Raw genomic sequence first — 26,696 nt, 5'->3', positions numbered from 1 at the left:
TTATTTACCGTGCTCATTTGCTGCTTTTTCTTCAGCTAATTCTTCTTTAAGCTTACGGATTTTTAAACCTTGTTCTTGTCCGCGATGTCTTGCGTAGTAAGTACAACCAATAAACATTGAAGAGGCAAACACCAGCTCTAACAACACCCAAATTAATTCATCAGGAGCGGCCCACAGCATAGTAAGCCCGTGGATAAAATAAAGCATTACAACAAAGTTAGCCCACGCATAGGTGTATGTGTTGTCTTGAATTATGCCTCTTAGCGGCAGCAGTAAAGGAATGATAGGAAAAAACAATGACACCCAACTAGTATTACCGTCTAGAGGGGGTACAAAATACATCCACAAAGGAATCAGAATAAGTAAACCTACATAGCCAAATAGTGCGGCACGTTGAAATTTTACCGTAATCGGCTTTTTAGCTGGACTGTCAGCTGTAGTCATTTAAGTTTTCTCGCAATGTGAGTAAGGCGTTTACCAACGCTTTGGCATATTTTAATTTCGTCTTTGCTTAGCTGTGCACTATTAGCGCTGCCAGCGACGTGTGTTGCACCGTATGGTGTCCCACCGGTTTGTGTTGCAAGTAGTTCGGGCACATCATATGGCACACCCAGAAGCATCATGCCGTGGTGTAATAGTGGCAAAGATAAGTTAAGTAAGGTTGCTTCATTTCCACCATGCATACTACTTGATGACGAAAATACACACGCTGGCTTATCGATTAATTGGCCTTTTAGCCACAAATCGCTGGTGGTTTCCCAAAAGCTTTTTGCTTGAGAGGCCATCATGCCAAATCGGGTTGGTGTACCAAATGCTAAACCATCGCAATTTATTAAATCATCTTTGGTGATCACAATATCGTGCGCATTTTTAGCCACAAAGGTGCGAAGTAGTGCACTAGCACCTTGTTGCTCTATCGACTCTGCTATCTCGTGAGCCATTGCTTCAACTGAGCCATGGCTTGAGTGATAAAGCACCACTATGGTTGCACTCATTATAAAACGCTTAGTACGTTTTCTGGTGGACGACCAATCGCTGCTTTATTGTTATTAACTACGATAGGGCGTTCAATCAATTTTGGGTATTTAACCATAGCGTTAATAAGTGCATCCTCATTTGTTTCATCTTTCAAGTTAAGCGCTTTGTAGTCATCTTCTTTTGTGCGCATCATTTCACGTACGGATGAAAAACCAAGTTGGATTACAAGCGTTGAAATTTGCTCGTGAGTAAGAGGGTTTTTTAAATACTCTACAACACTTGGCTCTATCGCTTTACTTTGCAGTAGCGCTAGCGTTTCGCGTGATTTAGAACAACGTGGGTTGTGGTAAATAGTAACAGACATAAAATGATTCCAAAGTGTGAATTGCGTCTATTTTAGGGTAAGCGCTTGCAGACTTAAAGTCTTGCAAGCTCTTTTTGTAAAAGTCGATACTGGGTAAGTAGTGCTTTTAAACGTTGTTGCTTTACAAGTTCGGTTGGCTCTACGAAGTTAAGTGCTTTTTGTACTTCGTCTGCGGCTTTTAAATAAGCACCGTATTGAGCCAATACATCGGCGTTCGCTTCGTGATATGAGGCTAATTTATCTTGTTTTTTATACGCATCAGCCAGAAGTTGCTTACCTAGGTTATGATCTGGCTTTTCGAGTAAAAAACTTTTCAAAATATTTTCGGCTAGTTCATATTGCTCAGCTTCAAGTGCTGCGTTGGCATAGTTGAGCGTAATTACCTGATTATTAGGGCGATACTGATTTAAATCGGCTAAAAATTTTACGGCTTCATCTGCCTTTTTTTGCGCGATGAGTAAATCGGTATGGGTATCTATATAAAATAGGTTTTTAGGATCGTTTTTTAAAAGCTCGTCTAGTATTGGGGCTGCTTCATCAAGCTTTTTTTGATCAAGTAAGCTAATAGCTAAACCGTACTTTAAAGCGGTGTTATCGTAGCTATTTTCGCGTAGTCGTTTTCTAAATAGGTCTTCGGCGTTTTCTGGTTTGTTGTCGTAGCGCGCAAGCACGCGGCTTTTAGCTAAATTAAACTCAAGACTGGCACTCATATGACGCACAGGAAATTGCTCTGCACGCAAACGTACATCAGATACTCGACTCTCTGGTAATGGGTGAGTAAGTAAAAACGCAGGTGGTTTATATTTATAACGAATTTGCGCGGCAAGTTTAGTTAAAAATTCGCTTGATGCACGAGCATCAAAGCCTGCATTGTTAAGCGTTTGCATGCCTATGCGGTCAGCTTCTTGCTCGGCTGAGCGACTATGCGTTAACTGACTAAAAGCAGATTGTGTTTGGCTGGCAGATATAATCGCAATACCCGCATCTGGTGCAACAACGGTTGCTAATATGCCGGCTATCATACCGGCAATAGTCAGCGCGCTGTTATCTTGTTGTTGTTGTATTCTTCGTGCTAAGTGGCGCTGTGTTACGTGAGCAATTTCGTGACCAAGCACTGAGGCAAACTGACTCTCGTTATCGGCTTGAGCTATTAACCCTGTATGCACGCCTACATGGCCGCCATAAAAGGCGAAGGCATTTATTTCTGAGTTGTTTATCCAAAAAAACGAAAACGGAAAGCGCACGTCATTAGCATTAGCAACGAGTTTACGGCCAATAGTTGTAAGGTATTCATCAAGCACTGGGTCATTTATTACTGGTGATGAGCCTCGTATTTGCATCATCATTACTTCGCCAATGGCTTGTTCTTTTTCGAGTGGCAGTGCTTGTAATGCAGATGTTCCTAAATCAGGAAGCGTAAAGTTGGTTTGCGCTTTTAAAGGTTCGCTTATTAATAAGCTAAACGTAAGCGCAGCACTGCATAAAGTGATAAATGCTGATTTTAGCTGCATTTTATTCCTTGTTAATTTGTTCGCCAATTGCAATTTTGGCTATGTCTATTTCGTCACTGCTTGCACGGCTGTCTTTTTCGCACAATTGGTATAGTTCTTTTATTGTGACTCCATCAAGCTTTACAACGTTCAATTCTCGCTGCAAAAAAGTAATAATTTTATGTACTACTTTGTGTGCATGTAAAATAATGGCTTTATCTGCTTTGTCGCCCCGTTCAAAATAAAAGCCAATAAACTTATGTAACTGACTTATTCTGATCAAGTTTTTCATTGAATGTGGGTCCCACACTCTAAATTCCATAAAGCGATTGTTTTTTATGTATTGATCAACAATAACATCTTTAGCATAGGGCTGTGCCCATAGCTCAAAGCCTCTGTCGGTAAACACTTGGTGCAGCGCAATACGTGGCTTATGTTTGGTATGTATTTCACCTAAGTTATCTTCATAGCCTTCTAATAAATCTAAGTTCCAATTACGTTTATCTAAAAGTTGTTTAACTGCATTGTCGAACCCATGATCTAAAATTCCTTCTGATTCGCTTATTGATGAGGCAACAAGGTGATAAAAAGGAGGTAGTTCGCCCCAATTAATCTGCTTTTTAAACCAATTAATCTCTTTGAGTGTTGGATTACTTGGTAGTTGCGCTTTATTATGCGTGCCAGGCATTAACTTATCCTTACTACTAGTTATGTTATAAGGATAAACTATTGCAGGAATTGTTTTAACAAAAAGTTACAACAGTTTGAGTATATAAATACGTAGACCGTAAATATGCGACTTATTATTCATTTACTATACGGATAAAGTAGTTATGGTAGAGCGCGATTTAAAAGAGTTTAAGTGTCCTCAGCAGTTTGTGCAGTTTAAGCTTGCGCTTCGAAGTGCACAGTCATCAAAACAACGCATCACTTTTAGTCTTAATGAAGGTGAAAGTGCGAACGACATTGAACGTTTTTTGCAAAAAAATGCTTATAGTTACAATTTTGATAAACAACGTGGGTTGTTATTAGTGGAGCCATTACATGTTTGAATACGTAAAAACATGGTACGAAAGGAAGTTCTCGGATCCTCATTCGTCTACCTTATTATTTTTATTATTGGTATCAGTTGCCTTACTTTACTTTTTTGGCGCGTTAATTGTTCCTGTGCTTGTTGCACTGGTTATCGCTTATTTACTAGATTGGCCGGTTGTTCATTTAGAGCGTGTTGGCTTAAAACGTTTTACTGCAACAATTATTGTAATGTTGATATTTATTAGCATTATGCTCACCCTTATTTTAGTTATTGGCCCAGTGCTTTGGAAGCAAACCAGTAACTTAGTGCAAGAAACACCGCATATGCTAGAGCAGGGGAAGTCTTATTTAATGGCTTTACCTGAACAATACCCAAGTTTAATTAATATAGAACAAGTACAAGCAATTGTTGCAACCGTAGAAGCTAAAATTATTGAGTTTGGTCAAGCGGTATTATCGTTTTCACTTACGTCTTTAAAAGATGTTGTTGCTTGGCTTATATATTTGGTACTTGTGCCATTACTGGTGTTTTTTATGCTTAAAGATAAGCTGGAGCTGACAGGGAGTATAGCTAAACTGATCCCGCAGCAACGGCGCTTGATTTTACAAGTGTGGAACGAAATGAACCAACAAATTATGAATTACATTCGCGGTAAAGTATTCGAAATTTTAATTGTTGGTGGTGTGTCTTTCATTGCATTTACTGTTTTAGATTTGCGCTATGCAGCTTTACTTGGTGTACTTGTTGGCTTTTCGGTATTAATTCCATTTATTGGCGCGGCACTCGTCACTATTCCGGTAGCGGCAGTTGCACTGTTTCAGTTTGGATTAGAAACGCAGTTTTGGACCATTTTAATTATTTATGGAATTATTCAAGCGCTTGATGGCAATGTACTTGTACCGCTGTTGTTTTCTGAGGCAGTTGATTTAAATCCGGTATTTATAATTGTCGCGGTATTATTTTTTGGTGGCTTATGGGGATTTTGGGGTGTATTTTTTGCCATCCCACTGGCCTCATTAGTAAAAGCGCTAATAACAGCTTGGTCGTCAACGCACGAAGAGATCAGCAAAGAGCTCAGTGAATAGTTAAGCAAACAGACTTTTAGTTTAAAAAAGCATAGTAAACGCACCTCTAGTGCTAATTGATTATTACTCATTACCTGTAAATTTATGTACTATTGGTAATAAGATATATTTTTTAGTAATAAGGTGCGTTTTTTAATGTCTGAGTTTTTATTGCACGATGAGCCAGTAAAACAAGTTTACCTTGATGCAAATGCAACGACCCCTGTGTTGCCTTGTATTGCTGATGTTGTTTCTCATACCATGCAAATATGTTTTGGTAATCCTTCAAGCCCGCATATCACAGGTATTCAAGCCAAGCATTTATTAGAACAAACACGTCAAAAGGCACGCACGGTTATTGGCGCAACTAATGGCGATATCCTATTTACCTCTGGTGCAACGGAGGGTATTCAAACTGCGGTGGTTTCTACATTAATTAATGCTAAAAAGCAGTCTATTAAAAACCCTTTATTATTATATGGCGCAACTGAGCATAAAGCGGTGCCAAATACACTCAAGCATTGGAATAGCGTACTTGATGTTAATGCTCAGGTGCTTGCTATTCCGGTTGATAGTAACGGTATTTTAGATTTAGATTTTATCGCAGAGCATATTAATAACGCTTTGATGATTTGCACCATGGCCGTTAATAACGAAACCGGTGTATATCAAGATTTACACGCTATAGAGCAGGTAATTCGTAGCCGTAACAAAAATGTATCGTGGATGGTGGATTGCGTACAAGCACTCGGTAAACAAGCGCTCGCACTGAGTAATACAACTATTGATTACGCTCCTTTTTCGGGGCATAAGCTTTACGCACCTAAAGGTATTGGCTTTTTATATATTCGTAGTGGCAGTGCGTATACACCTTTTATAGCGGGTGGCGGTCAAGAAAGTGGAATGCGTTCAGGCACCGAAAATCTACCCGGTATTGCAGGGTTAAACAAACTATTTAGTATGTTGCTTGATAAATCAGACGATACATTTAAACCAATTAGCACACTAAACTCTTATCGAAGCCAGTTACAAAGCGCGATAAAAGACACCTTTGGCGATATTACATTCAATCATGATTTTGCTTATAGCGTGCCTACCACACTTAACTTTGCGGTAAACGATTTAACGAGCAAAGAAGTGATTGATTTATTTGATGCTGCGGGCATTCGCGTAAGTGGTGGCTCGGCTTGTAGTACGGGCGCATCAACAAGTTTTGTTTTAGATGCAATGGGTGCAAGTAAGTGGCAAAGTGAAAATGCGATTAGGCTATCGTTTGGACCTGCGGCAACACAACACGATATTGATGATGCTTGTGTGCGGATTCGCGCTCTTAAAGCAATACTACAGGCTAACTGTTTAATTGTATCTGATAGCACTACACCACAACAAGAGGTGTGCGCACTTGGCCTTACTCAGTTTAGGCACCAAGGAGCATGTAGTTGGCTTTATGTAAGCGATGATAAGCGCGCAGTTATAATAGACCCGATTGTTGAGCTTATTCCGCGTTTTGAAAAAATAGCCAATACACAAAACTTAACTATATCAGCGGTGCTTAATACTCATCTGCATCAAGAGCGAGAGTCAGCGACTAATTTATTAACCAGCGTTCTTGCATCAAGAGTTGTAAAAGGTGAGGTTGATGCTTTAGGTTGGCCACTAAATGCAGAAAGTATTAGCTTAGCAAATGACGTACTTGAAAAAATAGCGACACCTGGGCACAGCAAAGATAGCGTAAGTTATTTATTAAAAAATAGTAATGGCGAAACGCGTTATTGTTTTTGTGGTGATTTAATTTTGCCTGCAGGGCTTGGCAATACATCGCTTATAGGTGGGGATGCAAAAGCAATGGCACGCTCTATTTTAGCAATAAGCAAGCAACTTAATAGCACCAGCATTATTTGCTCAGGGCACGACTACCAACAATGTTTTGCCATGAACTGGGCTGTACAACAAAACCAAACGCCATTACTCAATGCGTTAGTAAGCGGCAGTATTTCAGTTGATGAATTTACAATACAAAAGCAGCAGTACGACGCTTCAAAGCAAGTAAATAACACGCAATTGTGTGGTTATGTAAATGCATTGCCTGAGATTGATACACAGCAATTAAATTTTGATGACGCTAAAGCAATGTTAAACACCAGCGATGTGTATTTAATAGATACTCGGGAGCCGTATGAACATGGAGCAAATAATGTTGCTCAGTTATTTAATACACTAGATGAAAAAACATTAAATATACCGCTTAGCAGAATGGCAAATGCGGTATTTGAAGGGCAGTTAAGTAAAAATAACAACTATATTTTATTATGCCGCAGTGGTAACCGCTCAAAGATTGCTGCGAGCAATTTAATGCAGCTAGGGTACAAAACTGTTTATAACCTAAGTGGTGGGCTAGCGCTTAGTAATTAAGCAAAGATTTTAATTTATACAAAATCGGCTTTAGAGCCGATTTTTTGTTTTTAAGGTTTATTTGTTTGCAAGGCAAACAATTACAGTAATTAGTGAATAACTATGAAAAGTAATTAGCAGCGCTTATAAAAATTCATTAATATTTCATTTTGATTGATTAAGCTATGCCGTTGCCTTTAAAATTACAGGTAAATTAATTTATAAAATTTTTATGATACCGGTGTCAAAAGCTAAAAATTGCGTTATCATCTGCACATAAAATTATAAAAACAGCACTTTTTTTGCATTTTTAGTTATACTATTTGCGCTTTAATTTAGTGTGAATAAGTAGTATTAAGAGTTTTGCTTTTATAAAAAAACATTTTTAAATCAATTGATTGAAAAAAATAGAGGATATTTCCATGTCTAACCGAACGCAACTAGCAAGTTGGCAAGCACTAGAACAAAGTGCAGCTAAGATGAAACAAACACATCTAAAAACGTTATTTGCACAAGATGACACGCGCTTTTCTCAGTTTTCTACTCAAGTACCAGGCGTATTATTCGACTATTCTAAGCAACTTGTTGATAATGATGTTTTTGCTAACTTAATGTCGCTTGCTAAAGAATGCGATATTGCATCGTGGCGCGATAAAATGTTTAGCGGTGAAAAAATAAATATCACTGAGGATCGCTCAGTTTTGCATACGGCACTTCGTAACCGTGCTCACACTCCATTAATTGTTGATGGCGAAAACGTGACACAAGCCGTAGACAACGAATTAGCTAAAATTAAAGTGTTTGTAGAAAAAGTTCGTAGCGGTAAATGGTTAGGCTATACCGGCAAAGCGGTAAAAGATGTTGTAAGTATTGGTGTTGGTGGCTCTAACCTTGGTCCACAAATGGCAACTGAGGCATTAAAAGCACTTGCTGATGATACGTTAAATGTTCACTACGTATCTAATGCTGACGGTGTACAAATTTCGTCTATATTAAAAGCCATTGACCCTGAAACAACATTATTTGTTATTTCGTCAAAAACATTTACTACGTCAGAAACCATGACAAACGCAAAGACGGCGGTTGACTGGTTTTTACAAACAACAAAAGATGAAAGTACAATTGCAAAGCATTTTGTTGCAGTAAGTACAAATTTAGAAAAAACGGCAGCCTTTGGTATCAGCGACGAAAACGTATTCACTATGTGGGATTGGGTTGGTGGTCGCTTTTCACTTTGGAGTGCGATAGGCTTACCAATTGCTTTATATTTAGGCTACGACGCCTTTGAAGCAATTTTAGAAGGTGCGTTTGAAATAGACGAGCACTTTAAATCTGCGCCGTTTGAGCAAAATATACCATTAATTATGGCATTGCTTAGTGTATGGAATACGAGCTTTTTAGGTTATACAGCGCAAGCTATATTACCGTACGATCAAGCACTGCATATGTTGCCTGCGTATTTACAGCAAGGCGAAATGGAAAGTAACGGTAAACACGTTAACTTTGCAGGCGAAACGGTACCTTATACTACGGTTCCAATTATTTGGGGCATGACGGGTATTAATGGCCAGCACGCATTTTATCAGTGTTTACACCAAGGTAATGTAATTGTACCTGCAGATTTTATTGCATCAGTTAAGCCACAAGTGAATGTTGATAAGCATCACGATATTTTATTATCGAACTTCTTTGCTCAAACAGAAGCGATGATGAGTGGTGTAGATGCAGCGCAAGTTACAGCTGATTTAACCGCTAAGGGTAAATCGCAAGCAGAGATTGATGAGTTATTAAATCATAAAATTCATCAAGGCAATCGTCCTACAACGTCTATGCTATTAGATACAGTAGATGCTAAAACAGTGGGCCGTTTAATTGCACTGTATGAGCATAAGATATTTTGCCAAGGCATTATTTTAGAAATATGCTCGTTTGACCAATGGGGTGTAGAGCTGGGTAAAGGTTTAGCATCTAAAATTGAGAGTGAACTCACTGATGATAGCGTGAAACACGCTCATGATAGTTCTACAAACGGCTTAATGGCGTACTACAAACAAAACCGTACGCAGTAAAAAATTCGCTTACGCAAGTAAGTAAACCGAGTACCTTTGAACGGGTAGCGCTGGAGTGCTTAGGGTCTGTATTTTTGTGAGAGGAGATACAGGGCCCCTAAGGCTCATTTAATAAGCGCAATGATAAACAATAATAATAAATCATCGATACAGAACAATTCAGCAGGCTTTTATTTAAATACAGCTATAAAAGCCATCTAATCTAGCAATAAATAGGCATACCCGCGCATTTACAAAATGTACTGGGTATCACAACGTAGAGAGTAACTATGCTTAATCCTTTTGATATTATAATTTTTGGGGGCGGTGGTGATCTTGCGTTACGCAAATTGCTACCTGCAATGTACAGAGCATATCAAGAAGGTAACTTACCTGAAGGCTCACGTATCCTACCAACAGTGCGCGAAGAATCGAAACGTGCTGAATACATAGAAACAGCGCATAAAGCATTACAAGAATTTTTAAGCAAAGGTGAGTTTAACGCTAAAGATTGGAAAGCGTTTTCTACTTTTTTAGTGCCAGTGGTAAGTAATGTTACAGAAGCAGACGACAACTGGGATGTGCTAAAAGGCATTTTAGATGAGCACGAAAGCACTAAGTCTCGCGTGTTTTACTTATCGCTTCCGCCTGCTGTTTACGGCACATGTTGTGAAATATTATCGACTAAAGGTTTAATTACCCCTACATCACGCGTTGTTGTGGAAAAGCCAATTGGTTATTGCGGTGATTCTGCTGAAGCAATTAATGGAAAAATTGCAGAGTTTTTTAATGAAGAACAAATTTTCCGTATTGACCATTACTTAGGTAAAGAAACAGTACAAAACTTAATGGCGCTGCGTTTTTCAAACTCATTGTTTGAAAATATGTGGGATGCTAAATCTATTGATAATATTCAAATTAGCTTGTCAGAAACGGTTGGTCTTGAAAGCCGCGCTGGTTTTTATGATAAAGCCGGTGCACTTCGTGACATGGTTCAAAACCACTTATTACAACTACTTTGCTTAGTTGCAATGGAGTCGCCTAATAAGCTAAACGCTAACAGCATTCGTAACGAAAAACTAAAAGTATTAGAAGCACTTCGCCCGCTTGTAGATGGTGATGTTGATGAAAATATTGTTCGTGGTCAATACGTACCAGGTGACTTAAACGGTAAAATTGTACCGGGTTACTTAGAAGAGCTAAATGAAGGTTCTAGTAAAACAGAAACGTTTGTAGCTATTCGCGCGCATATTGATAACTGGCGCTGGGCAGGTGTTCCATTTTACCTTCGTACGGGTAAACGTATGGCTAAGCGCTGTGCAGAAATTGTGGTTGAATACAAAAAAGTATCTCACAATATCTACGAAGATAACGTGGGTAATATCGAGCCGAATCGCCTTGTTATTCGTTTGCAGCCAGAGGAAACAATTCAACTAACGCTTATGTCTAAGCGCCTTGATAATCTTCAAATGCAACTTGAGCCAGTAACAATGAATATTGAGCTTTCACAAGCTTACAGCAATGGTTTCCATTCAGATGCGTACAAGCGTTTAATGCTTGATGCTGCTGCTGATAACCCGTCGTTATTTATTCACCGTGATGAAGTTCGTCAAGCGTGGAAGTGGATTGATCCAATTATTGATAGATGGCAAGGCAAAGGCAAACCTGCGCTTTACCGTTCTGGTAGTTGGGGACCTGATGATGCTGATGAATTATTAGCAGAAAACAACCACGTATGGTTTAACACAGGCGATAAGGTATAAGCATGGCAACACTAGTTGAAAAGTTTTTTGACGATAAAGACGCGTTAACAGCTGAGCTTTCTGCAACGCTTGAGCAATCATTACGTGATGGCATTAAAAACGATGGCCGTGCTGTACTCATGGTATCAGGTGGCTCGTCGCCAGCACCTGCGTATAAGCATTTATCAACGCTTGATTTAGACTGGCAACATGTTGATGTTGCTATGGTTGATGAACGTTGGGTAGATCCAAGCCATGAAAAAAGTAACGAAGCTTTTATTAAAAGTACGTTATTACAAAACTACGGTAGCGCAGCTAACTTTATTACCATGAAAAACGAAGCGGCAACCGCACAGCAAGGCTGGCGAGTATGTGACGCAGCATACAGTGCGTTAAAAACGCCATATGATGTGACCATTTTAGGAATGGGTCCAGATGGCCATACAGCGTCGTTATTCCCAAATGCAGACGGTTTAGAGCATGGTTTAACAACTGAGCAAACAGTATGTGCGATTAATGCGATACAAAGTGATGTGACGGGTAGTATTACTGAGCGAATGACATTAACTTTAAATGCCATTGCGCAATCTAAAGTGGTTAAGCTTTTAATTAGTGGTGAAGAGAAACTGGCTGTTTATAAGCAAGCAAAAGCGGGAGGCGATGTTAATGACATGCCACTGCGCGCTGTGCTTAATCACCCAAGTATCAATATTGAAGTATATTGGGCGCCTTAATTTAGATGCCAATTTAACTTTTAAAGGCCGCTTATATAAGCGGCCTTTTTTATTTGCTTAAATTTAAGCCTAAACACTGCAAAAAAATAGCTTTGAACTGTTAACCAATGTTAATGAATAACTTTGGTTTGTATTAAAATTAACCACGAAGTGTGTTGTTTTTGAACAAAATTTATGAGTTTGAGCTGTATGTTTTTTAGCAACGTTCAGATTTAGTTAAATTTTATTTTTTCATGGTTGTTGTCATAAAAGTTTCCCTTCCTTTTTTAGCTCAAAAGCATTAGCCTAAAGGCATTAACAATGAAACATATAAATTAAAATAAACGGAGCAGTAACATGGCGGAGCAACAAGTACAGCCTTTACACAACGAAAAACATGCCAACACTAAAATTCAAAACGGCATCAATGTAGAATTCATGAAAACTCAACACTTAGTGCCAGTAGTTGCACATGAGTTTGCACGTGTAGCAAACGAGTTTCCAATGTCATTCGTTAAAAATAACGAAACCGGCACTTTTCAAGCAGTTGCTATGTTTGGCTTAGAGCCAGGCGAAAACCTTTTTGTAGAAGATGGTAAATGGACTGCAGCATTTGCACCTATGGCATCTACTCGTTACCCACTGGGTTTAGTTAAACACCCAGATCAAGATCAATACGGTATCGTAATTGACGAAGCAAGTGCGCTTGTTGGTGAAGACGAAGGTAATGCATTATTTGAAAACGGCGAAGAAACAGATTACCTAAAACGTCGTAAAGAAGCGCTAGTATCATTTATTGAGTTTTCTCAAGTAACTGAAGCGTTCACTAAATTCCTTGCTGATAAAGAGCTACTAATTGCGCAAACGCTAACAGTAGATATTAAAGGCGAGAAAAAAGACATCAACGGTATTTACCTTATCGATGAGAAAAAGCTAAACGAATTAAGCGATGCTGATTTCTTAGAGCTTCGTAAACGTGGTTACTTAGCACCAATTTATTCTTTCTTAACGTCTACTCATCAAGTAGCACGTTTAGCGCGTTTAAAAGCAAAACAAGCTTAATTACAAACACGTTAAATTTAAAAAGCGCCTTAAGGCGCTTTTTTTATGCCATTAAACTCACTTTAGTTGAAATTAAGCTCTCAACCATTCACATTAGTTTATAACTTCCCCATAAAAGAACTTATTATGAAAACACCATTATTAGCAATTTTTGCGAGCAGCCTTTTTGCTTTAAGTAATAGCGTATTAGCAGCAGAGACTCCATTTGCCATTGCGATTCATGGTGGGGCAGGGACCATCGAAAAAGCACGGTTTACACCCACTCAAGAAAAACAGTACCGCGCTAAATTAAGTGAAGCAGTAGAGACAGGCTATAAAGTATTGCACCAAGGCGGTGAAAGTTTAGATGCGGTGATAGCGGCCATTACAGTATTAGAGCAATCGCCTTATTTTAATGCAGGACGCGGAGCGGTATACACTTACGATGGCGGGCATGAACTTGATGCATCTATAATGGATGGTCGAAACCGTGAAGCCGGCGCTGTTGCAGGTGTAAAACATATTGAGAGCCCGATTAAATTAGCACGTTTGGTAATGGATAACTCCGTGCATGTAATGCTTAGCGGCCAAGGCGCTGAAGAGTTTGCTAAAGAGCAAGGTGTTGAGCTTGTCGAAAATAACTTATTTGATACCGAGCCTCGTTACAAAGCGCTTTTAAAAGCAAAACAAAAATTAGATAAAGCCAAAGCAACCAGTAAAGAGTACCAAGCCGCGCACAAAGCATTACCTAACTCTTACAAAATGGGCACGGTTGGCGCAGTGGCGCTTGATAAAAATGGTAATTTAGCGGCAGGTACATCAACAGGTGGTATGACCGCAAAACGTTATGGTCGTGTGGGGGATGCGCCGGTAATTGGGGCCGGAACATTTGCTGAAAATGAATCGTGCGCGGTATCGGCAACAGGGCATGGTGAATACTTTATTCGCTATAATGTAGCGAGCGATATATGTGCGCGAGTTAAGTACCAAGGTAAAACCATAGCCGAAGCTGGGGATGAAGTTATAAACGGTGTGCTTAAGCCTATTGGCGGCACTGGCGGCGTAATTATTATTGATGCAAAGGGTAATATTAGCTTACCGTTTAATACCTCTGGCATGTATCGGGCAAGTAAATCGAATACGCAAGCGACCTACGTGGGCATTTTTAGTGACGAATAAGTCAACGTCATTTAATTTATTCAATGTAGTTAGCCCTGAAAATAATTGTTTAAAATAAATTTATTATTCACAGTTTAGTTCAATAGCAGCGTTTATATAACAAACAACCCCGCGTTATGCATTTTGTAGGATTAACCCCAGCCGTTTAATTTGATACAATTACGGCTCTTTAACTAATTTTATAAGGTATGCGGGTGGTAAACCTAGGTCAGTTGTTTGGCGAGCTAAAAATGTGCTTAAAAAAAGATCAATTCATTTTCAAAAAACGCTTACATGGCGTAAAAAAAATAACGGATGAAAACAAGCATGCCAACGCGCTTGAAAAAATAGCGGCTGATATAACCCGTAGCCAAAAATTACGCGATAAACGCTTAGCTGGCCTCCCTAAAGTGACTTACCCTGAGCAATTGCCGGTAAGTCAAAAAAAGGAATTAATTAAAGACGCCATTGCAAATAACCAAGTGGTTATTATTGCCGGTGAGACGGGCTCAGGTAAAACAACGCAAATACCTAAAATGTGTTTAGAGCTTGGTCGCGGTGTTGATGGTTTAATTGGTCATACGCAACCACGTCGATTAGCAGCGCGTACTGTGGCTAATCGTATTGCTGAAGAAATGAAGTGTGAACTTGGCCAGCAAGTTGGCTTTAAAATTCGTTTTAGCGATCAGGTATCTAATAATACGTATATTAAATTAATGACTGACGGTATTTTGCTGGCTGAAATTCAGCAAGACCGTTTTTTAAATCAATACGACACGATTATTATTGATGAAGCGCATGAGCGTAGTTTAAATATTGATTTTATTTTAGGTTACTTAAAAAACCTGCTTCCAAAACGCCCTGATTTAAAAATAATAATTACCTCAGCGACTATCGATCCTGAGCGTTTTTCAAAGCACTTTGATGATGCGCCCATTATAGAAGTATCGGGTCGTACTTTCCCTGTTGATGTGCGCTACAACCCTATTACTGATATTAATAAAGATGATATGGAAGCGGAAGGCGATCAGCTACAAGGTATTTTTGATGCCGTTGATGAGCTGTGTGCTGAAGGCCCTGGCGATATTCTCATATTTTTAAATGGTGAGCGTGAAATACGCGATACCGCAGATGCACTTAGCAAGCGTAATTTAAAACACACCGATGTATTGCCACTTTACTCGCGTTTATCCAACGCAGAGCAAAACCGTATATTTGCGCCGCATTCTCGTCGTCATATTATTTTATCGACTAACGTTGCCGAAACGTCACTCACCGTGCCAGGTATTCGTTATGTAATAGACCCAGGTACTGCGCGTATAAGTCGCTACAGCTATCGTACAAAAGTACAGCGCTTACCAATAGAGCCTATATCACAAGCAAGTGCTAATCAGCGTATGGGTCGTTGTGGACGTGTTGAAGCGGGTATTTGTATTAGGTTGTACTCTGAGGATGATTTTTTATCACGCCCAGAGTTTACCGACCCTGAAATACTACGTACTAATCTTGCATCTGTTATTTTACAAATGTTGGCGCTAGGGCTTGGTGATATGGCGCAATTTCCGTTTGTACAAGCGCCAGATAGCCGCAATATTAATGATGGCCTAACATTGCTTGAAGAGCTACAAGCGGTAAAACCAGCTAAACGCGATAGTAAAACCAGCCTAACGCAATCGGGCAGAGAGCTTAGTCGATTACCCGTTGACCCACGTTTAGCAAAAATGGTGCTAACAGCCCATAAACTTGGCGCATTGCGTGAAGTGATTATCATTGTAGCGGCGTTGTCTATTCAAGACCCACGTGAACGCCCACAAGAAAAACGTGCTGCTGCCAATGAAAAACACGGTCGTTTTGACGATCCAGATTCTGATTTTATCGCTTTTTTAAACTTATGGAATTACTTAGAAGAGCAGCAAAGCGAGCTGACTAATAGCCAATTTAGAAAGCTGTGTCAAAAAGACTTCTTAGCCTATATGCGCCTGCGTGAATGGCAAGATATTGTTTATCAAATAAGTACTGTGTGTAACGAAATGGGCATGAAAGCCACCAGCCAAGCGGCTGATGGCGAACTTGTTCACAAAGCGTTGTTAAGCGGGATGCTAAGCCATATTGGCTTTAAAGATGAAAAACAAATATACAAAGGGGCACGTAATAGTCAGTTTCATATTTTTCCAGGTTCAGGTTTATTTAAAAAGAGCCCCAAATGGATCATGTCGGCGGAGTTGGTAGAGACAAGTAAGTTATATGCCCGCACAAATGCAAAAATAGACATTAACTGGGTAGAGCCATTAGCACAGCACTTAGTAAAACGTAGTTACACAGAACCACATTGGGAGAAAAAACCAGGTGCGGTAATCGCGTTTGAGCAGCAAACTTTATATGGCTTACTTATTGTAAATAAACGCCGCTGTGTTTATAGCAACATAGACCCTAAAGTGAGTCGAGAGCTTTTTGTGCGCACTGCATTAGTTGAGCAAGAACTGGGCTTAAACGAGGGCTTTTTAGCGTTTAACCGTGAGCTAATAGAAGATATTCAAGTTCTGGAAAATAAGTCACGTCGTCGTGATATTTTAGTTGATGAGCAAACGTTATTTGAGTTTTACGATAAAAAAATACCCAAAGAAATTAATAACCGCGCTGCATTTTTAAAATGGTATAAAACACAAAAACAACAAAATAAGCATTACCTACACATGACTCGTGAAGAGCTAATGCAGCATGGTGCAAGTAATATCACTGAGTTTGACTACCCTGACACATGGCAGCAAGACAATATTATATTGCCGCTTGCTTATCATTTCGATCCAGGCCAAGCAGTTGATGGCGTTGCGGTACAAATACCGGTCGCGCTGTTGAATCAAGTGCAAGAAAGTGGTTTTGACTGGCACATACCAGCATTTAGGCATGAGCTAATAAGTGGGCTTATAAAGTCATTGCCTAAATCGCTTCGTCGTAATTTTGTGCCAGCACCAAACTATGCTGATGCAGTGCTGGCAGCTATTGAGCCAATGCAAGGGAGCTTAATTGATGCATTAACGACGCGTTTATTAAGAATGACAGGTGTGAGGGTTGATCCCGAGGCATGGGATTTAAGTGCATTAGCACCGCATTTACGATTACAGTTTGAAGTACGTGATGAACACGATAAGTTACTTGCACGAGGGCTTGATTTAGCCAAGCTCAAAGCAGAGCTGCAAGGTGAAGTAACCGAAACACTGTCTAAAGTAGCCGATAAAGGCATTGAAAAGTCAGACCTAACACAATGGGATTTTGGTGAGTTACCCGCTTCATACGTTAAAAAGCAAGGTCAATATGAGATAAAAGCATACCCTGCGCTGGTGGATAAAAAATCAGCCGCTGCAGTGGAGCTTTTTGATAGCGAAGCAAAAGCGCAGCAAGCACATCAACAAGGTTTGCGCCGTTTAGTACTATTAAATGTGCCATCGCCAATTAAGTACTTACAACAAAACTTACCGAATAAGGCAAAGCTGGGTTTGTACTTTAACCCATTTGGTAAAATAGCTGATTTAATTGATGACTGTATTGCCGCAGGTGTTGATAGCTTATTAGTAAAACACGGTGATATACGCGACGAAAAAGCATTTGAAACAGTAAAAGAGCAAATACGCGGTGAGCTGGGCGATGCCGTTGTATCGATTGCAACGCAAGTTGAGCAAGTATTAAGTATTGCTCATGCCCTGCATAAAAAAATGAAAGGGCGCGTTGATTTAACCATGATAACTGCGCACGGCGATATTAAGTCACAGCTTGAGTCACTTATATTTAAAGGTTTTGTGAGCGCGCATGGCGCAGATAAAATAGCGGATTTAATTCGTTATTTAAAAGCGATTCAAAAACGTTTAGAAAAGCTGCCTGTGGATCCAAATCGTGATAGGTTATGCGTACTAGAGCTAGATAAAGTAGCGCAAGAGTATAAAAAAGTAGTTAATAAAACGCCTAAAGGGTTACCTATACCACAAGAGGTAACCGCTATTTTCTGGATGCAACAGGAGCTTAGAGTGTCGCTATTTGCTCAAACACTAGGAACGCCTTACCCAATTTCAGCCAAGCGGGTACTTAATGCGATAAAAGAGATAGAATAAAACTTGCATTTTCTATTAAGCTTAGTACCTTAATAGAAGGATTTATTTTTGTTTTGAAAAGGAAGCGACATAGTTATGTCCTCATCGATTGAACATAAAACAAAGCGACTTTTAGTGGTAGATGACGAGTATTTTAATTTTGAAATGCTCAAAGCCGCACTAGCGTCGAAATTTGATGTTAGTTACGCAGATTCAGGGCAAAGCTGCCTTGCGTCAGCAATTGCGAGTCCGCCAGATATAATTTTGCTTGATGTTTGTATGCCTGGTCTTGATGGTTATGATACATGCCGAATGCTAAAGCACACACCTGAAACAAAAAATATTCCTGTTGTTATGGTATCGGGCCTAGAGTCCCCATCTGAAAAACAAGCAGGGTTTGATGCTGGTTGTAACGCGTATGTTGTAAAGCCATTTTCAGTGGGTGCTTTGTTGGAAGAAATTAACACGGTTGTTTAGAGGTAACATATGTTTACTGATGATAAGCGAAATTTTAGACGCATGCAGATTAACACTCCTGCAAATTTAACAACGATAGAACCAATAGCGGGTTTAAGTTTTGCCGCAGAGTGCGTGGATTTAAGTGCAACAGGTTTATCAATTCATTTAGATGAATTGCTTGAACCTAATACCTTACTGACGGTGAACATTGATTCGACTCATCCAAGTATTGCGCCTTTAAATGCAACTGCAAAAGTAATACGTGCCAGCAAAGAAGATGATGGCACGGTAACAGCAGGTCTTGAAATCATTCAGTTTAACTAAATCGAATTCAGTTAAACTCAATAGTAGATATTAAAAAACCTTACAGATTAAGCCTTTTAAGTAAAAGCCTTCAGGGTAGCTGCCAGCAATTGGATGATCGGCTGCCTGGTTTAATCGCTCCATTATCAGTAGGTCTTTACCTGCATCAAGTGCTGCATCGGCTACTACTTTTTGAAACAGGTTTTGTTCCATTAAACCAGAGCATGAGAATGTTAATAGTGTTCCGCCTGGTTTTAGTATTTGCATGGCAATCATGTTGATATCTTTATAGCCACGACACGCGCCCGTTAGCTGCGCTTTATTATCAGCAAATTTTGGTGGGTCCATTACGATGGTATCAAACTGTCTACCTTCGTCGCGGTATTGGCGTAATAATTTAAATACATCCTGCTTAACAAAGCTCACTTTGTTTAAATCTAAGTTATTATGCTCAACATTACGTTTTGCTGTATCTAAAGCGGGTTGCGATACATCTACGTTAGTTACATGCTCACATCCACCACGCAGGGCATACAACGAGAATGTACCTGTGTAACTAAAGCAGTTAAGGACAGTTTTACCTTTTGAGAAGCGCTCAAGTGCAGCACGGCTGTCACGCTGATCTAAGTAAAATCCTGTTTTGTGACCTTCAATTATATCAACTTCGATTTTTAAGCCGTTTTCTTCAATAAGCACAGGCTCTTTTGGTTCATTCCCCCAAAGTGCGCCTTTAATTGGTTCTAAGCCTTCTTTAGTACGTACATCTACGTCAGAACGCTCATATATGCTAGAGCCGGGGAAAATAGACATCAATGCGCCTACAATCTCGCCTTTATGGCGCTCGGCACCGGCGCTTAATAGCTGGCACACTAATACGTTGTCAAACTTATCTATTGTAACGCCTGGTAAGTAATCAGACTCAGCAGCACATAAGCGAAACCCTGTTAATCCGCCTTCTTCAATAACTTGGCTACGGGCTTCTAATGAGCGACGTAAACGGCGTTCAAAAAAGTGTTGATCGATGACTTCTTTTTCGTCAAAGCTCCAAACACGTGCACGAATTTGTGAGTGAGGGCTATACGCAGCAGTTGCTAAAAACTTACCTTCGCTGTCGTGAATCGTTACTGTGTCGCCTAATCCAGGTTTACCTTTAATTTTTTTGATGGCTTTTGAAAATAACCAAGGGTGTTTTCTTTTTAATGATTTATCGCGACCAGCTTGTAGGTAAACGGCAGATGACATAAGGCTTCTCAGTAGTAATAAATAAGCGCTGTATTTTAGTCAAGCAAGGAGCAACATACAATGAATGTTTTGCAAGGGGGGCATAAAGCACGGTAAAGTACGGATAATTCATTGATTAATTAGCTTTTTGGAACCTAACTTTGTCTGACGTCGCTTTAAGCCCTGATTTAGAAATACTTAACTCACAATGTAGAGGGTTTATCGCCTCTTTAGTGCATGCTGATGTTGCTCATGACATTACTCATATAGAGCGAGTGGTGCGTGTTGCAATACAGTTATGTAATGCGGAGCAGGCAAACATGTCAGTAGTATTACCTGCAGCGTGGATGCACGACTGTGTGGCGGTGGCTAAAAACCACCCTGATCGTGCAAAAGCCTCTACTATGGCAGCTGATAAGGCATTGGAGTTTTTAAAATCGATTAATTATGACGAGTCACTTTTTGATGAGATTCATCATGCAATTGCAGCGCATAGCTTCAGCGCAAATATAAAAATTAAAACAGTTGAAGCGCAAATAGTACAAGATGCCGACAGAATGGATGCGTTGGGCGCTATTGGCGTTAGCCGATGCATGAAAGTTGGTGGCTCAATTTCTCGGTTATTATATAACCCAAATGACCCTTTTTGTGTTGAACGCGAGGCTGATGATAAAACATACACGCTTGATCATTTTTTCATAAAGTTATTACATATTGCCGATAGTATGAATACCCCATCAGCTAAAGCAGAGGCGAATAGACGAACAAGGTATATGCATGAGTTTTTAGAGCAATTAAAGTCAGAAATTGGTGAGTAATGTGAATAATACAAGCATACCGAAATTATCTGGCATTGATCATTGCCATTTAAATGTTGATAACTTAGCTAATGCCGTTAAGTGGTATGAACGGGTTTTAGGTTTTAGCGTAGTGCCAGAGCTTGCCTTTTGGAATGAGCATGGGCGAGGCCCTTTAACGCTTGAGGATGCTTGTTCAACCTCTCGTTTAGCATTGTTTGAAGGAGAGGGGCGCAGTAAAGGGATTGCATTTTTGGCCTCAGGGGATCAATTTATTCAATGGCGTATTCATCTTGAGAGTTTAAATATAAAAGTAGTTTTAGCAGATCATGGTGTAACGTTTTCTATGTACTTTAAAGATGAAAGTGGCAATAGCCATGAAATTACGTCACATGACTATCGTTATATAAAATCTTGTTACCCAAATGTTGAGCTTGGCTCTCACAGTGCTAAAAAGAATTAGCTTTCTTGATTTGCATTTTTTATAGCAATAATATCGTCTAAGTTTTTTACTAATAGCTCGATTAGAGCGGGATCGAAATGAGTTCCTGCTTGCTCTTGCATATGCAAAACTGTTTTCTCTACGCTCCAAGCCTCTTTGTAAGGGCGTTTTGAGGTAAGTGCATCAAATACGTCAGCTATAGCAACAATTCTACCTTCAACTGATATTTCTTCGCCTTTGATCCCGTTAGGATAGCCTGAGCCATCCCATTTTTCGTGGTGTTCAATTGCAAGTGTATGCGCAAGTTGTAGTAAAGGAGATGATGAGTTTGCTAAAATTTGCGCGCCAATGGTGGCGTGTTCTTTCATATGATCAAACTCTTCAGAGGTTAACTTTCCAGGTTTGAGTAGGATAGCGTCAGGAATACCTATTTTTCCTACATCGTGCATTGGGGCAGCTTGACGTAAAAGTTCTGCTCGTTGTTCATCCATACCTAGTGCTAACGCTAATACTTTACTGTATTGGCTCATGCGCACTATATGTTCACCCGTGTCGGTGTCTTTATATTCCGCTGCACGGCCTAGACGTTCTACTAAATCTACATGAGCTTGCTTTAATTGCTCTGCTTGTACTAGCGACAAGTGAGTATTAACCCTTGCTCTTACAATGGCAGGGCTTATTGGTTTAGTAATATAATCTACTGCGCCTAACTCAAAACCTTTGTATTCATCGCTTTCATCGCCAAGCGCAGTTACAAAAATAATTGGGATGTGTGATGTTTTAGGATTTCTCTTAACTATTTGGCACACTTCAAAGCCATTCATATCTGGCATCATTATGTCGAGCAAAATTAGCTTTGGTAGTTCTTTTTCAAGTAGTGCTAGTGCGGCATCACCAGATTTAGCAAACGACATACGATATTTATTACCTAACACTTCGCGCATTACTTTTAGATTTGCAGGCTCATCGTCAACAATTAATACCCGTGGCCTATCTGTCGTAAAATCCATTAATTAATACTCATTGTTTGTTAGTTTTTCAATTAAGGTTTCTAGTATTACGTGTGCTTTATCAAAATCAAATTCATCAAAGGCTTCGGCTATATCATCAACTTCATTTTGAAAGGTAGAAGGTGCGCCGCGTTGCAACTTTGCGAGTAGTTCATCATTTAATTCTGCGTTTTGCGCATCTTGATGAAGTGTTTCACACAGTGACTTAATTTCATCTATTGATAGAGTGTCTGAGCTATCATCTTCAGGCTTGCTATTTGGCTCATCGCAAGTATTTGATGACAGCAGTTGCGTTATAATAAGTAGTTCGTTTTTGATATCGTCTAAAAGACTAATAACTTTAGCATCACTTTGCTTGTGCTCTAAATCGGTTAATAACTTCATTAACGTTGTTAGCCCTAAGTTACCAGCAACACCTTTGAGTGTGTGAATGAGGCTATCGACATCTTTTATGTTTGATAATTTATCATTAAATAATCTCTCAAACCGCTTATCACTATCACTAACAAACTTAGTAATCTCTGTAAGTTGCTTACACTTAGAACCCCAAAGTGCTAATCCTTTTTCAAAATCTATATGCTGCGCTTTAGGATCGCTTTGCGATATAACCATTTCTTTTGCAATACCAAGCCCCAGCACTTGCGCTATTTCTTGGTTAAGCTGATTTATATCGACGGGTTTATTGGCAAAGCCATTCATGCCTGCTTTTTTAGCCGTAAGCTTATCTTGCTGTAATACGCTTGCTGTGAGTGCGATAATTGGCGTGTACTTAAGCTGCCTTTGGTTTTCTATTGCTCTTATTTTTTGTGCTGCTTGTATGCCATCACACAATGGCATATGTATATCCATTAATATGACATCAAAGTCTTGCTCTTCAAATACTTTAATCGCTTCAAGTCCGTTTGACGCTTTGGTAACTGAATGCTGATCTCGTGATAGAAGCAAAGACAGTAGTTCTGTATTTTGCTCTATATCATCAACTACTAGTACTCTAAGTGCAGGCAGTTGGGTGTGTAGACCATCAAAATAATCTATTTTAGATTCGTCACCTAAAGTAAGCGGCAATGAAAAGTAAAAACAGGTGCCTTTACCTAGCTCACTTACTAAGTTTATTGTTCCGCCCATAAGCTCTACAAGTTGTTTACTTATGGTTGTACCAAGGCCTGTACCACCAAAGCGGCGGGTAGTAGTGCCATCGGCTTGTTCAAAAGGTTGAAATACAGCTTGAATACGATCTTTTGCAATACCAATTCCGGTATCTTGCACTTCAAAAAACAGATGCTGATTTTGTGTCATGCCAACGGTGACCGTAACAGAGCCTTTTTCGGTGAACTTAATCGCGTTACCAATTAGATTAGTGAGTACTTGTCTGAGTCGATCTGGGTCGCCGTAGTACGTAGAACTTACTGATTCTTTAATATGGAGTTTAAGTTCTAAATCTTTCTTTTTAGCTTCTAGCCAAAAAGTAGAAATAATACTGTCTATCACTGGTTTTAAGCTAAAGTGGACTGGCTCAATGGTGAGCTTACCGCGTTCTAGTTTTGCAGAATCAAGAATTTCATTTAACAATCTTAGCAATGAACGCGCTGCATTATTTACGGTAACCAAGTGCTTTTGTTGTTCTTGATCAAGTGGGGTGTCCATTAATAGATCGCTAAAACCTATTATAGAATTCATTGGGGTGCGTATTTCATGGCTCATATTAGCCATAAAAGATTGCTTTGCATGAGCAGCTTCTTCAGCTTTAAATTTAGCTTGCTCTAGTTTTTCTTCATATTCTTTGCGTTCAGTAATATCGACTAAAACACCATCAATCCACTTTGGGTTGCCTTGAGCATCAAAGTCGATACTCCCTTTATCTAACAACCACAAAATTTTGCCATTTCTATGTCTAATTCGGTATTCAATAGAATATTGAGACTTTGCATCAACAGCTTTAGTGACTTCATCAACTATTTGTTTTTGGTCTGATTTCAAGACCAAGTCATTAAACTCGATACAATGCTCTGTAAACTCATTTGGGTTATACCCTGTAAGCTCAATTATATTTGGACTAATAAATAACATAGTCCAGTTGTCATCAAACTTACATCTAAACGCTACTCCGGGCATGTTATCGATAAGAGAGCGGTATTTTTGTTCTTTCTCTTCTAAACTTTGTTGCAAAGCGCGTTGTTCGGTCAAGTCGGTAATAAAGCCAACATATAAAGGGTTATGGCCCGGCTGATTTACTTCGCCTATACCTAAGCGAATAGGAAAAACATGTCCGTTCATGTGTTTTGCATATACATCACGGTTTATGCCTATTATTTTACCTAGATCAACATTGTGAGCATTTAAGAGGTATTCGTCGTGGTGCTTGGCAATGTTATCGTCCATTAGCATTTTTACGTTTTTGCCTTGAACTTGGTTTTCTTGCCAGCCAAAAATTTTACTAGCGGCTTCATTAAAACTTAAAATAATACCAGCATGGTCAATGGTAACAATGCCATCTATAGCGGTACCTAAAATAGCATTTAGACGGGATTCTTTTGCCGACTTCTCCTCAAGTAGCATGCGATAGCGAACCATACCATTTATTACACCAACCACGCTTGTAATCGCGATAGTTGCTGTGGCGACTGCAATGGCGATAAAAGTTAGTCCTGCGGTTGCATTAGCATCATCATAGATTAGTGGCGATGTAGCTACAAAACGTGTAGCGGCCATACCCATGTAGTGCATACCAGCAACAGCACACCCTAAAATAACAGCGCTAATTGAGTTATTTTGAAGAGGTGATAAAGAGGGTAAAAAACGCTCAAGATTAAAGCGACTGTAAAGGGCTATAAAGGAGAGGGCTACAGCAACAATGATTGATAACGCAAAAATCAATGGATCATATCTAAGTAAAGGAGCAAGATCCATTGCAGCCATGCCGCTATAATGCATAGTGCCAATGCCAGCTCCTAGTAACACGGAGCAAATCGACAATACTTTTAGATTCCCTTTACTATTTACTAGCATTGATACAGCGTACTGACATGCTATAAATGCTGGTATAAAAGAAAGGAGAGTGATTGATGGATCATAATCAATATTAGTACACAGTGAAAAGGCAAGCATACCAATAAAGTGCATACTCCAAATACCAGCCGAAAAAACAGTAGCAGCGGTCACATTTGCTAAACGTTGGTAGCTAGGAAATTGAGTTTCTTTTGCGAGCTCTATAAGCCGAATGGTGAAAAAGGCTGCAAAAATAGCAATTAGCAATGACATTGAAACTAATAGAGGATCGTAAACGCCATTAATGATTAAGCTAGGATCTTGGTCTGTGATAAAAAAAGCTGATAACATAATGGCTCAAAATATAATCTTTATTTATCAAGTTTAATCTAATTAATTAATAAATAAACTGTTAATTCAATGAAGTGATTAAAATAACGAATTTATTACTTTTAGTTTTCTTTTATTTATCAGGCATTAGTTTTTTAGTTGGTGTTTTTTATTCTAATGTATTGCCTGTCACAGGACTAAGTTAGATTTATATGGTCATATTTAAGTTTCTATCGAGTAACCTTAATAAAACTAATGAATTGGCTTAACTAAGCGAAAATTACACTTTATTTGGTTTTATTAATTGCTGGTGAATTTTCTCGTAGCAATATCATTAATGAGTATGAAAGTGTTTGAATATCAGTTAAAGAAAAGTATAAAACGTAAAACGGTTGCCATTAAAGTACATAACAAGAAGGTGACTGTATATGCCCCTCAGTTTGTTAGTAATAAACACATTCAAGAATGGCTTTTTGATAAGCAGGTGTGGGTAAATGCTCAATTAACTAAACAGCACAATATTGCTGATAACAGACAGAACCCGCTCAAAGACAAACAAATTTTAATCTTTGATAGCATTGAAAACATAGAATTTAAGCAAGGTACTAAGTCCGAAGTAATAAACAGTAACGACAGCTTGCTTATTACGCACTCTTCGCGCGTTAAAAATACTTCGCAAAAATATCAGCAACTTCTTGAAGAATATTTAAAAGAGCAACTAACTGCATATATAGAAATGCGTTTAGCGTACTTCTGCGCACAAATGGGTGAAGAGTTACCTACGAGTCTAAAAGTAGCTATTTATAAGCGAAAGTGGGGAAGTTGTAACAGTAAGCGAGAGCTAACATTTAATTTGCATTTAATTGGAGCGCCTTATCATGCTATTGATTATGTGATTGTCCACGAGTTAGCGCATTTAAGTCACTTAAACCACAGTAAAGCTTTTTGGCAACACGTTGAGCGTTTTTTTCCTAATTATAAAGCATCATCAACATGGCTAAAGAAAAACAGCATGAGTTTACAATGGGTATTTTGAAGTTAA

General features: G+C 39.2%; 22 protein-coding genes. 14 read left to right on the top strand and 8 right to left on the bottom strand.

What is annotated here, in order from left to right; translation table 11 throughout:
* From H5089_RS10605 to H5089_RS10585, 5 genes are read right to left on the bottom strand one after another with little or no spacing between them, the layout of a single operon-like run.
* On the bottom strand, nt 1-444 hold the full coding sequence (locus H5089_RS10605; RefSeq protein WP_182712188.1) for a DUF2069 domain-containing protein: 444 nt from the start codon (nt 442-444) through the stop codon (nt 1-3).
* A complete protein-coding gene (wrbA, locus tag H5089_RS10600) occupies nt 441-995 on the bottom strand; it encodes an NAD(P)H:quinone oxidoreductase (RefSeq protein ID WP_010555076.1) in 555 nt (184 codons plus the stop codon). The genes H5089_RS10605 and wrbA overlap by 4 nt, the downstream gene beginning before the upstream one ends.
* Entirely contained in the window at nt 995-1,342 is a 348-nt protein-coding gene (gene arsC / locus H5089_RS10595; RefSeq protein ID WP_182696116.1) for an arsenate reductase (glutaredoxin), read from the bottom strand. The genes wrbA and arsC overlap by 1 nt, the downstream gene beginning before the upstream one ends.
* A gap of 53 nt (nt 1,343-1,395) precedes the next feature.
* Nucleotides 1,396-2,853, bottom strand: a complete 1,458-nt coding sequence (locus H5089_RS10590; RefSeq protein ID WP_039487326.1) for a M48 family metalloprotease — start codon at nt 2,851-2,853, stop codon at nt 1,396-1,398.
* Between the two features lies 1 nt (nt 2,854).
* Nucleotides 2,855-3,520: a hypothetical protein gene (locus H5089_RS10585; protein ID WP_024597628.1), complete on the bottom strand. Its 666-nt coding sequence runs from the start codon at nt 3,518-3,520 to the stop codon at nt 2,855-2,857.
* A 145-nt stretch (nt 3,521-3,665) separates the two neighbouring features.
* On the opposite strand from H5089_RS10585, the gene H5089_RS10580 reads away from it, so the two are divergent.
* From H5089_RS10580 to H5089_RS10530, 11 genes are all read left to right on the top strand, one after another.
* Nucleotides 3,666-3,884: a sulfurtransferase TusA family protein gene (locus H5089_RS10580; RefSeq protein ID WP_182712187.1), complete on the top strand. Its 219-nt coding sequence runs from the start codon at nt 3,666-3,668 to the stop codon at nt 3,882-3,884.
* Nucleotides 3,877-4,953 (top strand): AI-2E family transporter, encoded by a 1,077-nt coding sequence (locus H5089_RS10575; RefSeq protein ID WP_024606584.1) that lies wholly within the window; start codon nt 3,877-3,879, stop codon nt 4,951-4,953. The genes H5089_RS10580 and H5089_RS10575 overlap by 8 nt, the downstream gene beginning before the upstream one ends.
* A 135-nt stretch (nt 4,954-5,088) precedes the next feature.
* Entirely contained in the window at nt 5,089-7,344 is a 2,256-nt protein-coding gene (locus tag H5089_RS10570) for an aminotransferase class V-fold PLP-dependent enzyme (RefSeq protein ID WP_182712186.1), read from the top strand.
* A gap of 401 nt (nt 7,345-7,745) precedes the next feature.
* Complete coding sequence (pgi, locus tag H5089_RS10565) at nt 7,746-9,392, top strand: glucose-6-phosphate isomerase (RefSeq protein ID WP_182712185.1); 1,647 nt, start codon at nt 7,746-7,748, stop codon at nt 9,390-9,392.
* Between the two features lie 269 nt (nt 9,393-9,661).
* Nucleotides 9,662-11,134: a glucose-6-phosphate dehydrogenase gene (gene zwf, locus H5089_RS10560; RefSeq protein WP_182712184.1), complete on the top strand. Its 1,473-nt coding sequence runs from the start codon at nt 9,662-9,664 to the stop codon at nt 11,132-11,134.
* Between the two features lie 2 nt (nt 11,135-11,136).
* A complete protein-coding gene (gene pgl / locus H5089_RS10555; protein ID WP_182712183.1) occupies nt 11,137-11,847 on the top strand; it encodes a 6-phosphogluconolactonase in 711 nt (236 codons plus the stop codon).
* 336 nt (nt 11,848-12,183) lie between these two features.
* Entirely contained in the window at nt 12,184-12,888 is a 705-nt protein-coding gene (locus tag H5089_RS10550) for a SapC family protein (RefSeq protein WP_024597622.1), read from the top strand.
* 126 nt (nt 12,889-13,014) lie between these two features.
* On the top strand, nt 13,015-14,046 hold the full coding sequence (locus tag H5089_RS10545; protein ID WP_182712182.1) for an isoaspartyl peptidase/L-asparaginase family protein: 1,032 nt from the start codon (nt 13,015-13,017) through the stop codon (nt 14,044-14,046).
* Nucleotides 14,047-14,240: 194 nt separating this feature from the next.
* Entirely contained in the window at nt 14,241-18,128 is a 3,888-nt protein-coding gene (gene hrpA / locus H5089_RS10540; RefSeq protein ID WP_182712181.1) for an ATP-dependent RNA helicase HrpA, read from the top strand.
* A gap of 75 nt (nt 18,129-18,203) precedes the next feature.
* A complete protein-coding gene (locus H5089_RS10535) occupies nt 18,204-18,584 on the top strand; it encodes a PleD family two-component system response regulator (protein ID WP_024597850.1) in 381 nt (126 codons plus the stop codon).
* 9 nt (nt 18,585-18,593) lie between these two features.
* Nucleotides 18,594-18,890 carry a PilZ domain-containing protein gene (locus tag H5089_RS10530; RefSeq protein ID WP_007581065.1) on the top strand — a complete coding sequence of 99 codons (297 nt, stop codon included), beginning with the start codon at nt 18,594-18,596 and terminating at the stop codon, nt 18,888-18,890.
* A 30-nt stretch (nt 18,891-18,920) separates the two neighbouring features.
* Here the strand turns inward: H5089_RS10530 and H5089_RS10525 are convergent, their stop codons facing one another.
* Nucleotides 18,921-20,111 carry a class I SAM-dependent methyltransferase gene (locus H5089_RS10525; protein WP_002961441.1) on the bottom strand — a complete coding sequence of 397 codons (1,191 nt, stop codon included), beginning with the start codon at nt 20,109-20,111 and terminating at the stop codon, nt 18,921-18,923.
* 140 nt (nt 20,112-20,251) lie between these two features.
* Between H5089_RS10525 and H5089_RS10520 the strand changes: the two genes are divergently transcribed.
* Nucleotides 20,252-20,908, top strand: a complete 657-nt coding sequence (locus H5089_RS10520; RefSeq protein WP_039487345.1) for an HD domain-containing protein — start codon at nt 20,252-20,254, stop codon at nt 20,906-20,908.
* Between the two features lies 1 nt (nt 20,909).
* Nucleotides 20,910-21,350 (top strand): VOC family protein, encoded by a 441-nt coding sequence (locus H5089_RS10515; protein ID WP_182692777.1) that lies wholly within the window; start codon nt 20,910-20,912, stop codon nt 21,348-21,350.
* On the opposite strand, the gene H5089_RS10510 is transcribed toward H5089_RS10515, so the two are convergent.
* Both H5089_RS10510 and H5089_RS10505 read right to left on the bottom strand, forming a co-directional pair.
* The gene (locus tag H5089_RS10510) at nt 21,347-22,339 is read right to left on the bottom strand and encodes a two-component system response regulator (protein WP_182712180.1); all 993 of its coding nucleotides are present in this window, start codon (nt 22,337-22,339) and stop codon (nt 21,347-21,349) included. The genes H5089_RS10515 and H5089_RS10510 overlap by 4 nt on opposite strands.
* A gap of 3 nt (nt 22,340-22,342) precedes the next feature.
* Nucleotides 22,343-25,675 carry an MHYT domain-containing protein gene (locus H5089_RS10505; RefSeq protein ID WP_182712179.1) on the bottom strand — a complete coding sequence of 1,111 codons (3,333 nt, stop codon included), beginning with the start codon at nt 25,673-25,675 and terminating at the stop codon, nt 22,343-22,345.
* 316 nt (nt 25,676-25,991) lie between these two features.
* Between H5089_RS10505 and H5089_RS10500 the strand changes: the two genes are divergently transcribed.
* Complete coding sequence (locus tag H5089_RS10500) at nt 25,992-26,690, top strand: M48 family metallopeptidase (RefSeq protein WP_182712178.1); 699 nt, start codon at nt 25,992-25,994, stop codon at nt 26,688-26,690.
* Nucleotides 26,691-26,696 lie beyond the last annotated feature (6 nt).

It is taken from the genome of Pseudoalteromonas sp. SR45-1 (assembly GCF_014163655.1).
Classification (GTDB): Bacteria; Pseudomonadota; Gammaproteobacteria; order Enterobacterales; family Alteromonadaceae; genus Pseudoalteromonas; species Pseudoalteromonas distincta.
Note: the sequence above shows the minus strand (reverse complement) of the source record. Positions and strands in the feature narration are given on the sequence as shown.

What these genes read in the sequence shown, in the direction of transcription:
- H5089_RS10605 (WP_182712188.1), bottom strand. Translation starts at nt 444, where the DNA reads ATGACTACAGCTGACAGTCCAGCTAAAAAGCCGATTACGGTAAAATTT.
- wrbA (WP_010555076.1), bottom strand. Translation starts at nt 995, where the DNA reads ATGAGTGCAACCATAGTGGTGCTTTATCACTCAAGCCATGGCTCAGTT.
- arsC (WP_182696116.1), bottom strand. Translation starts at nt 1,342, where the DNA reads ATGTCTGTTACTATTTACCACAACCCACGTTGTTCTAAATCACGCGAA.
- H5089_RS10590 (WP_039487326.1), bottom strand. Translation starts at nt 2,853, where the DNA reads ATGCAGCTAAAATCAGCATTTATCACTTTATGCAGTGCTGCGCTTACG.
- H5089_RS10585 (WP_024597628.1), bottom strand. Translation starts at nt 3,520, where the DNA reads ATGCCTGGCACGCATAATAAAGCGCAACTACCAAGTAATCCAACACTC.
- H5089_RS10580 (WP_182712187.1), top strand. Translation starts at nt 3,666, where the DNA reads ATGGTAGAGCGCGATTTAAAAGAGTTTAAGTGTCCTCAGCAGTTTGTG.
- H5089_RS10575 (WP_024606584.1), top strand. Translation starts at nt 3,877, where the DNA reads ATGTTTGAATACGTAAAAACATGGTACGAAAGGAAGTTCTCGGATCCT.
- H5089_RS10570 (WP_182712186.1), top strand. Translation starts at nt 5,089, where the DNA reads ATGTCTGAGTTTTTATTGCACGATGAGCCAGTAAAACAAGTTTACCTT.
- pgi (WP_182712185.1), top strand. Translation starts at nt 7,746, where the DNA reads ATGTCTAACCGAACGCAACTAGCAAGTTGGCAAGCACTAGAACAAAGT.
- zwf (WP_182712184.1), top strand. Translation starts at nt 9,662, where the DNA reads ATGCTTAATCCTTTTGATATTATAATTTTTGGGGGCGGTGGTGATCTT.
- pgl (WP_182712183.1), top strand. Translation starts at nt 11,137, where the DNA reads ATGGCAACACTAGTTGAAAAGTTTTTTGACGATAAAGACGCGTTAACA.
- H5089_RS10550 (WP_024597622.1), top strand. Translation starts at nt 12,184, where the DNA reads ATGGCGGAGCAACAAGTACAGCCTTTACACAACGAAAAACATGCCAAC.
- H5089_RS10545 (WP_182712182.1), top strand. Translation starts at nt 13,015, where the DNA reads ATGAAAACACCATTATTAGCAATTTTTGCGAGCAGCCTTTTTGCTTTA.
- H5089_RS10535 (WP_024597850.1), top strand. Translation starts at nt 18,204, where the DNA reads ATGTCCTCATCGATTGAACATAAAACAAAGCGACTTTTAGTGGTAGAT.
- H5089_RS10530 (WP_007581065.1), top strand. Translation starts at nt 18,594, where the DNA reads ATGTTTACTGATGATAAGCGAAATTTTAGACGCATGCAGATTAACACT.
- H5089_RS10525 (WP_002961441.1), bottom strand. Translation starts at nt 20,111, where the DNA reads ATGTCATCTGCCGTTTACCTACAAGCTGGTCGCGATAAATCATTAAAA.
- H5089_RS10510 (WP_182712180.1), bottom strand. Translation starts at nt 22,339, where the DNA reads ATGGATTTTACGACAGATAGGCCACGGGTATTAATTGTTGACGATGAG.
- H5089_RS10505 (WP_182712179.1), bottom strand. Translation starts at nt 25,675, where the DNA reads ATGTTATCAGCTTTTTTTATCACAGACCAAGATCCTAGCTTAATCATT.
- H5089_RS10500 (WP_182712178.1), top strand. Translation starts at nt 25,992, where the DNA reads ATGAGTATGAAAGTGTTTGAATATCAGTTAAAGAAAAGTATAAAACGT.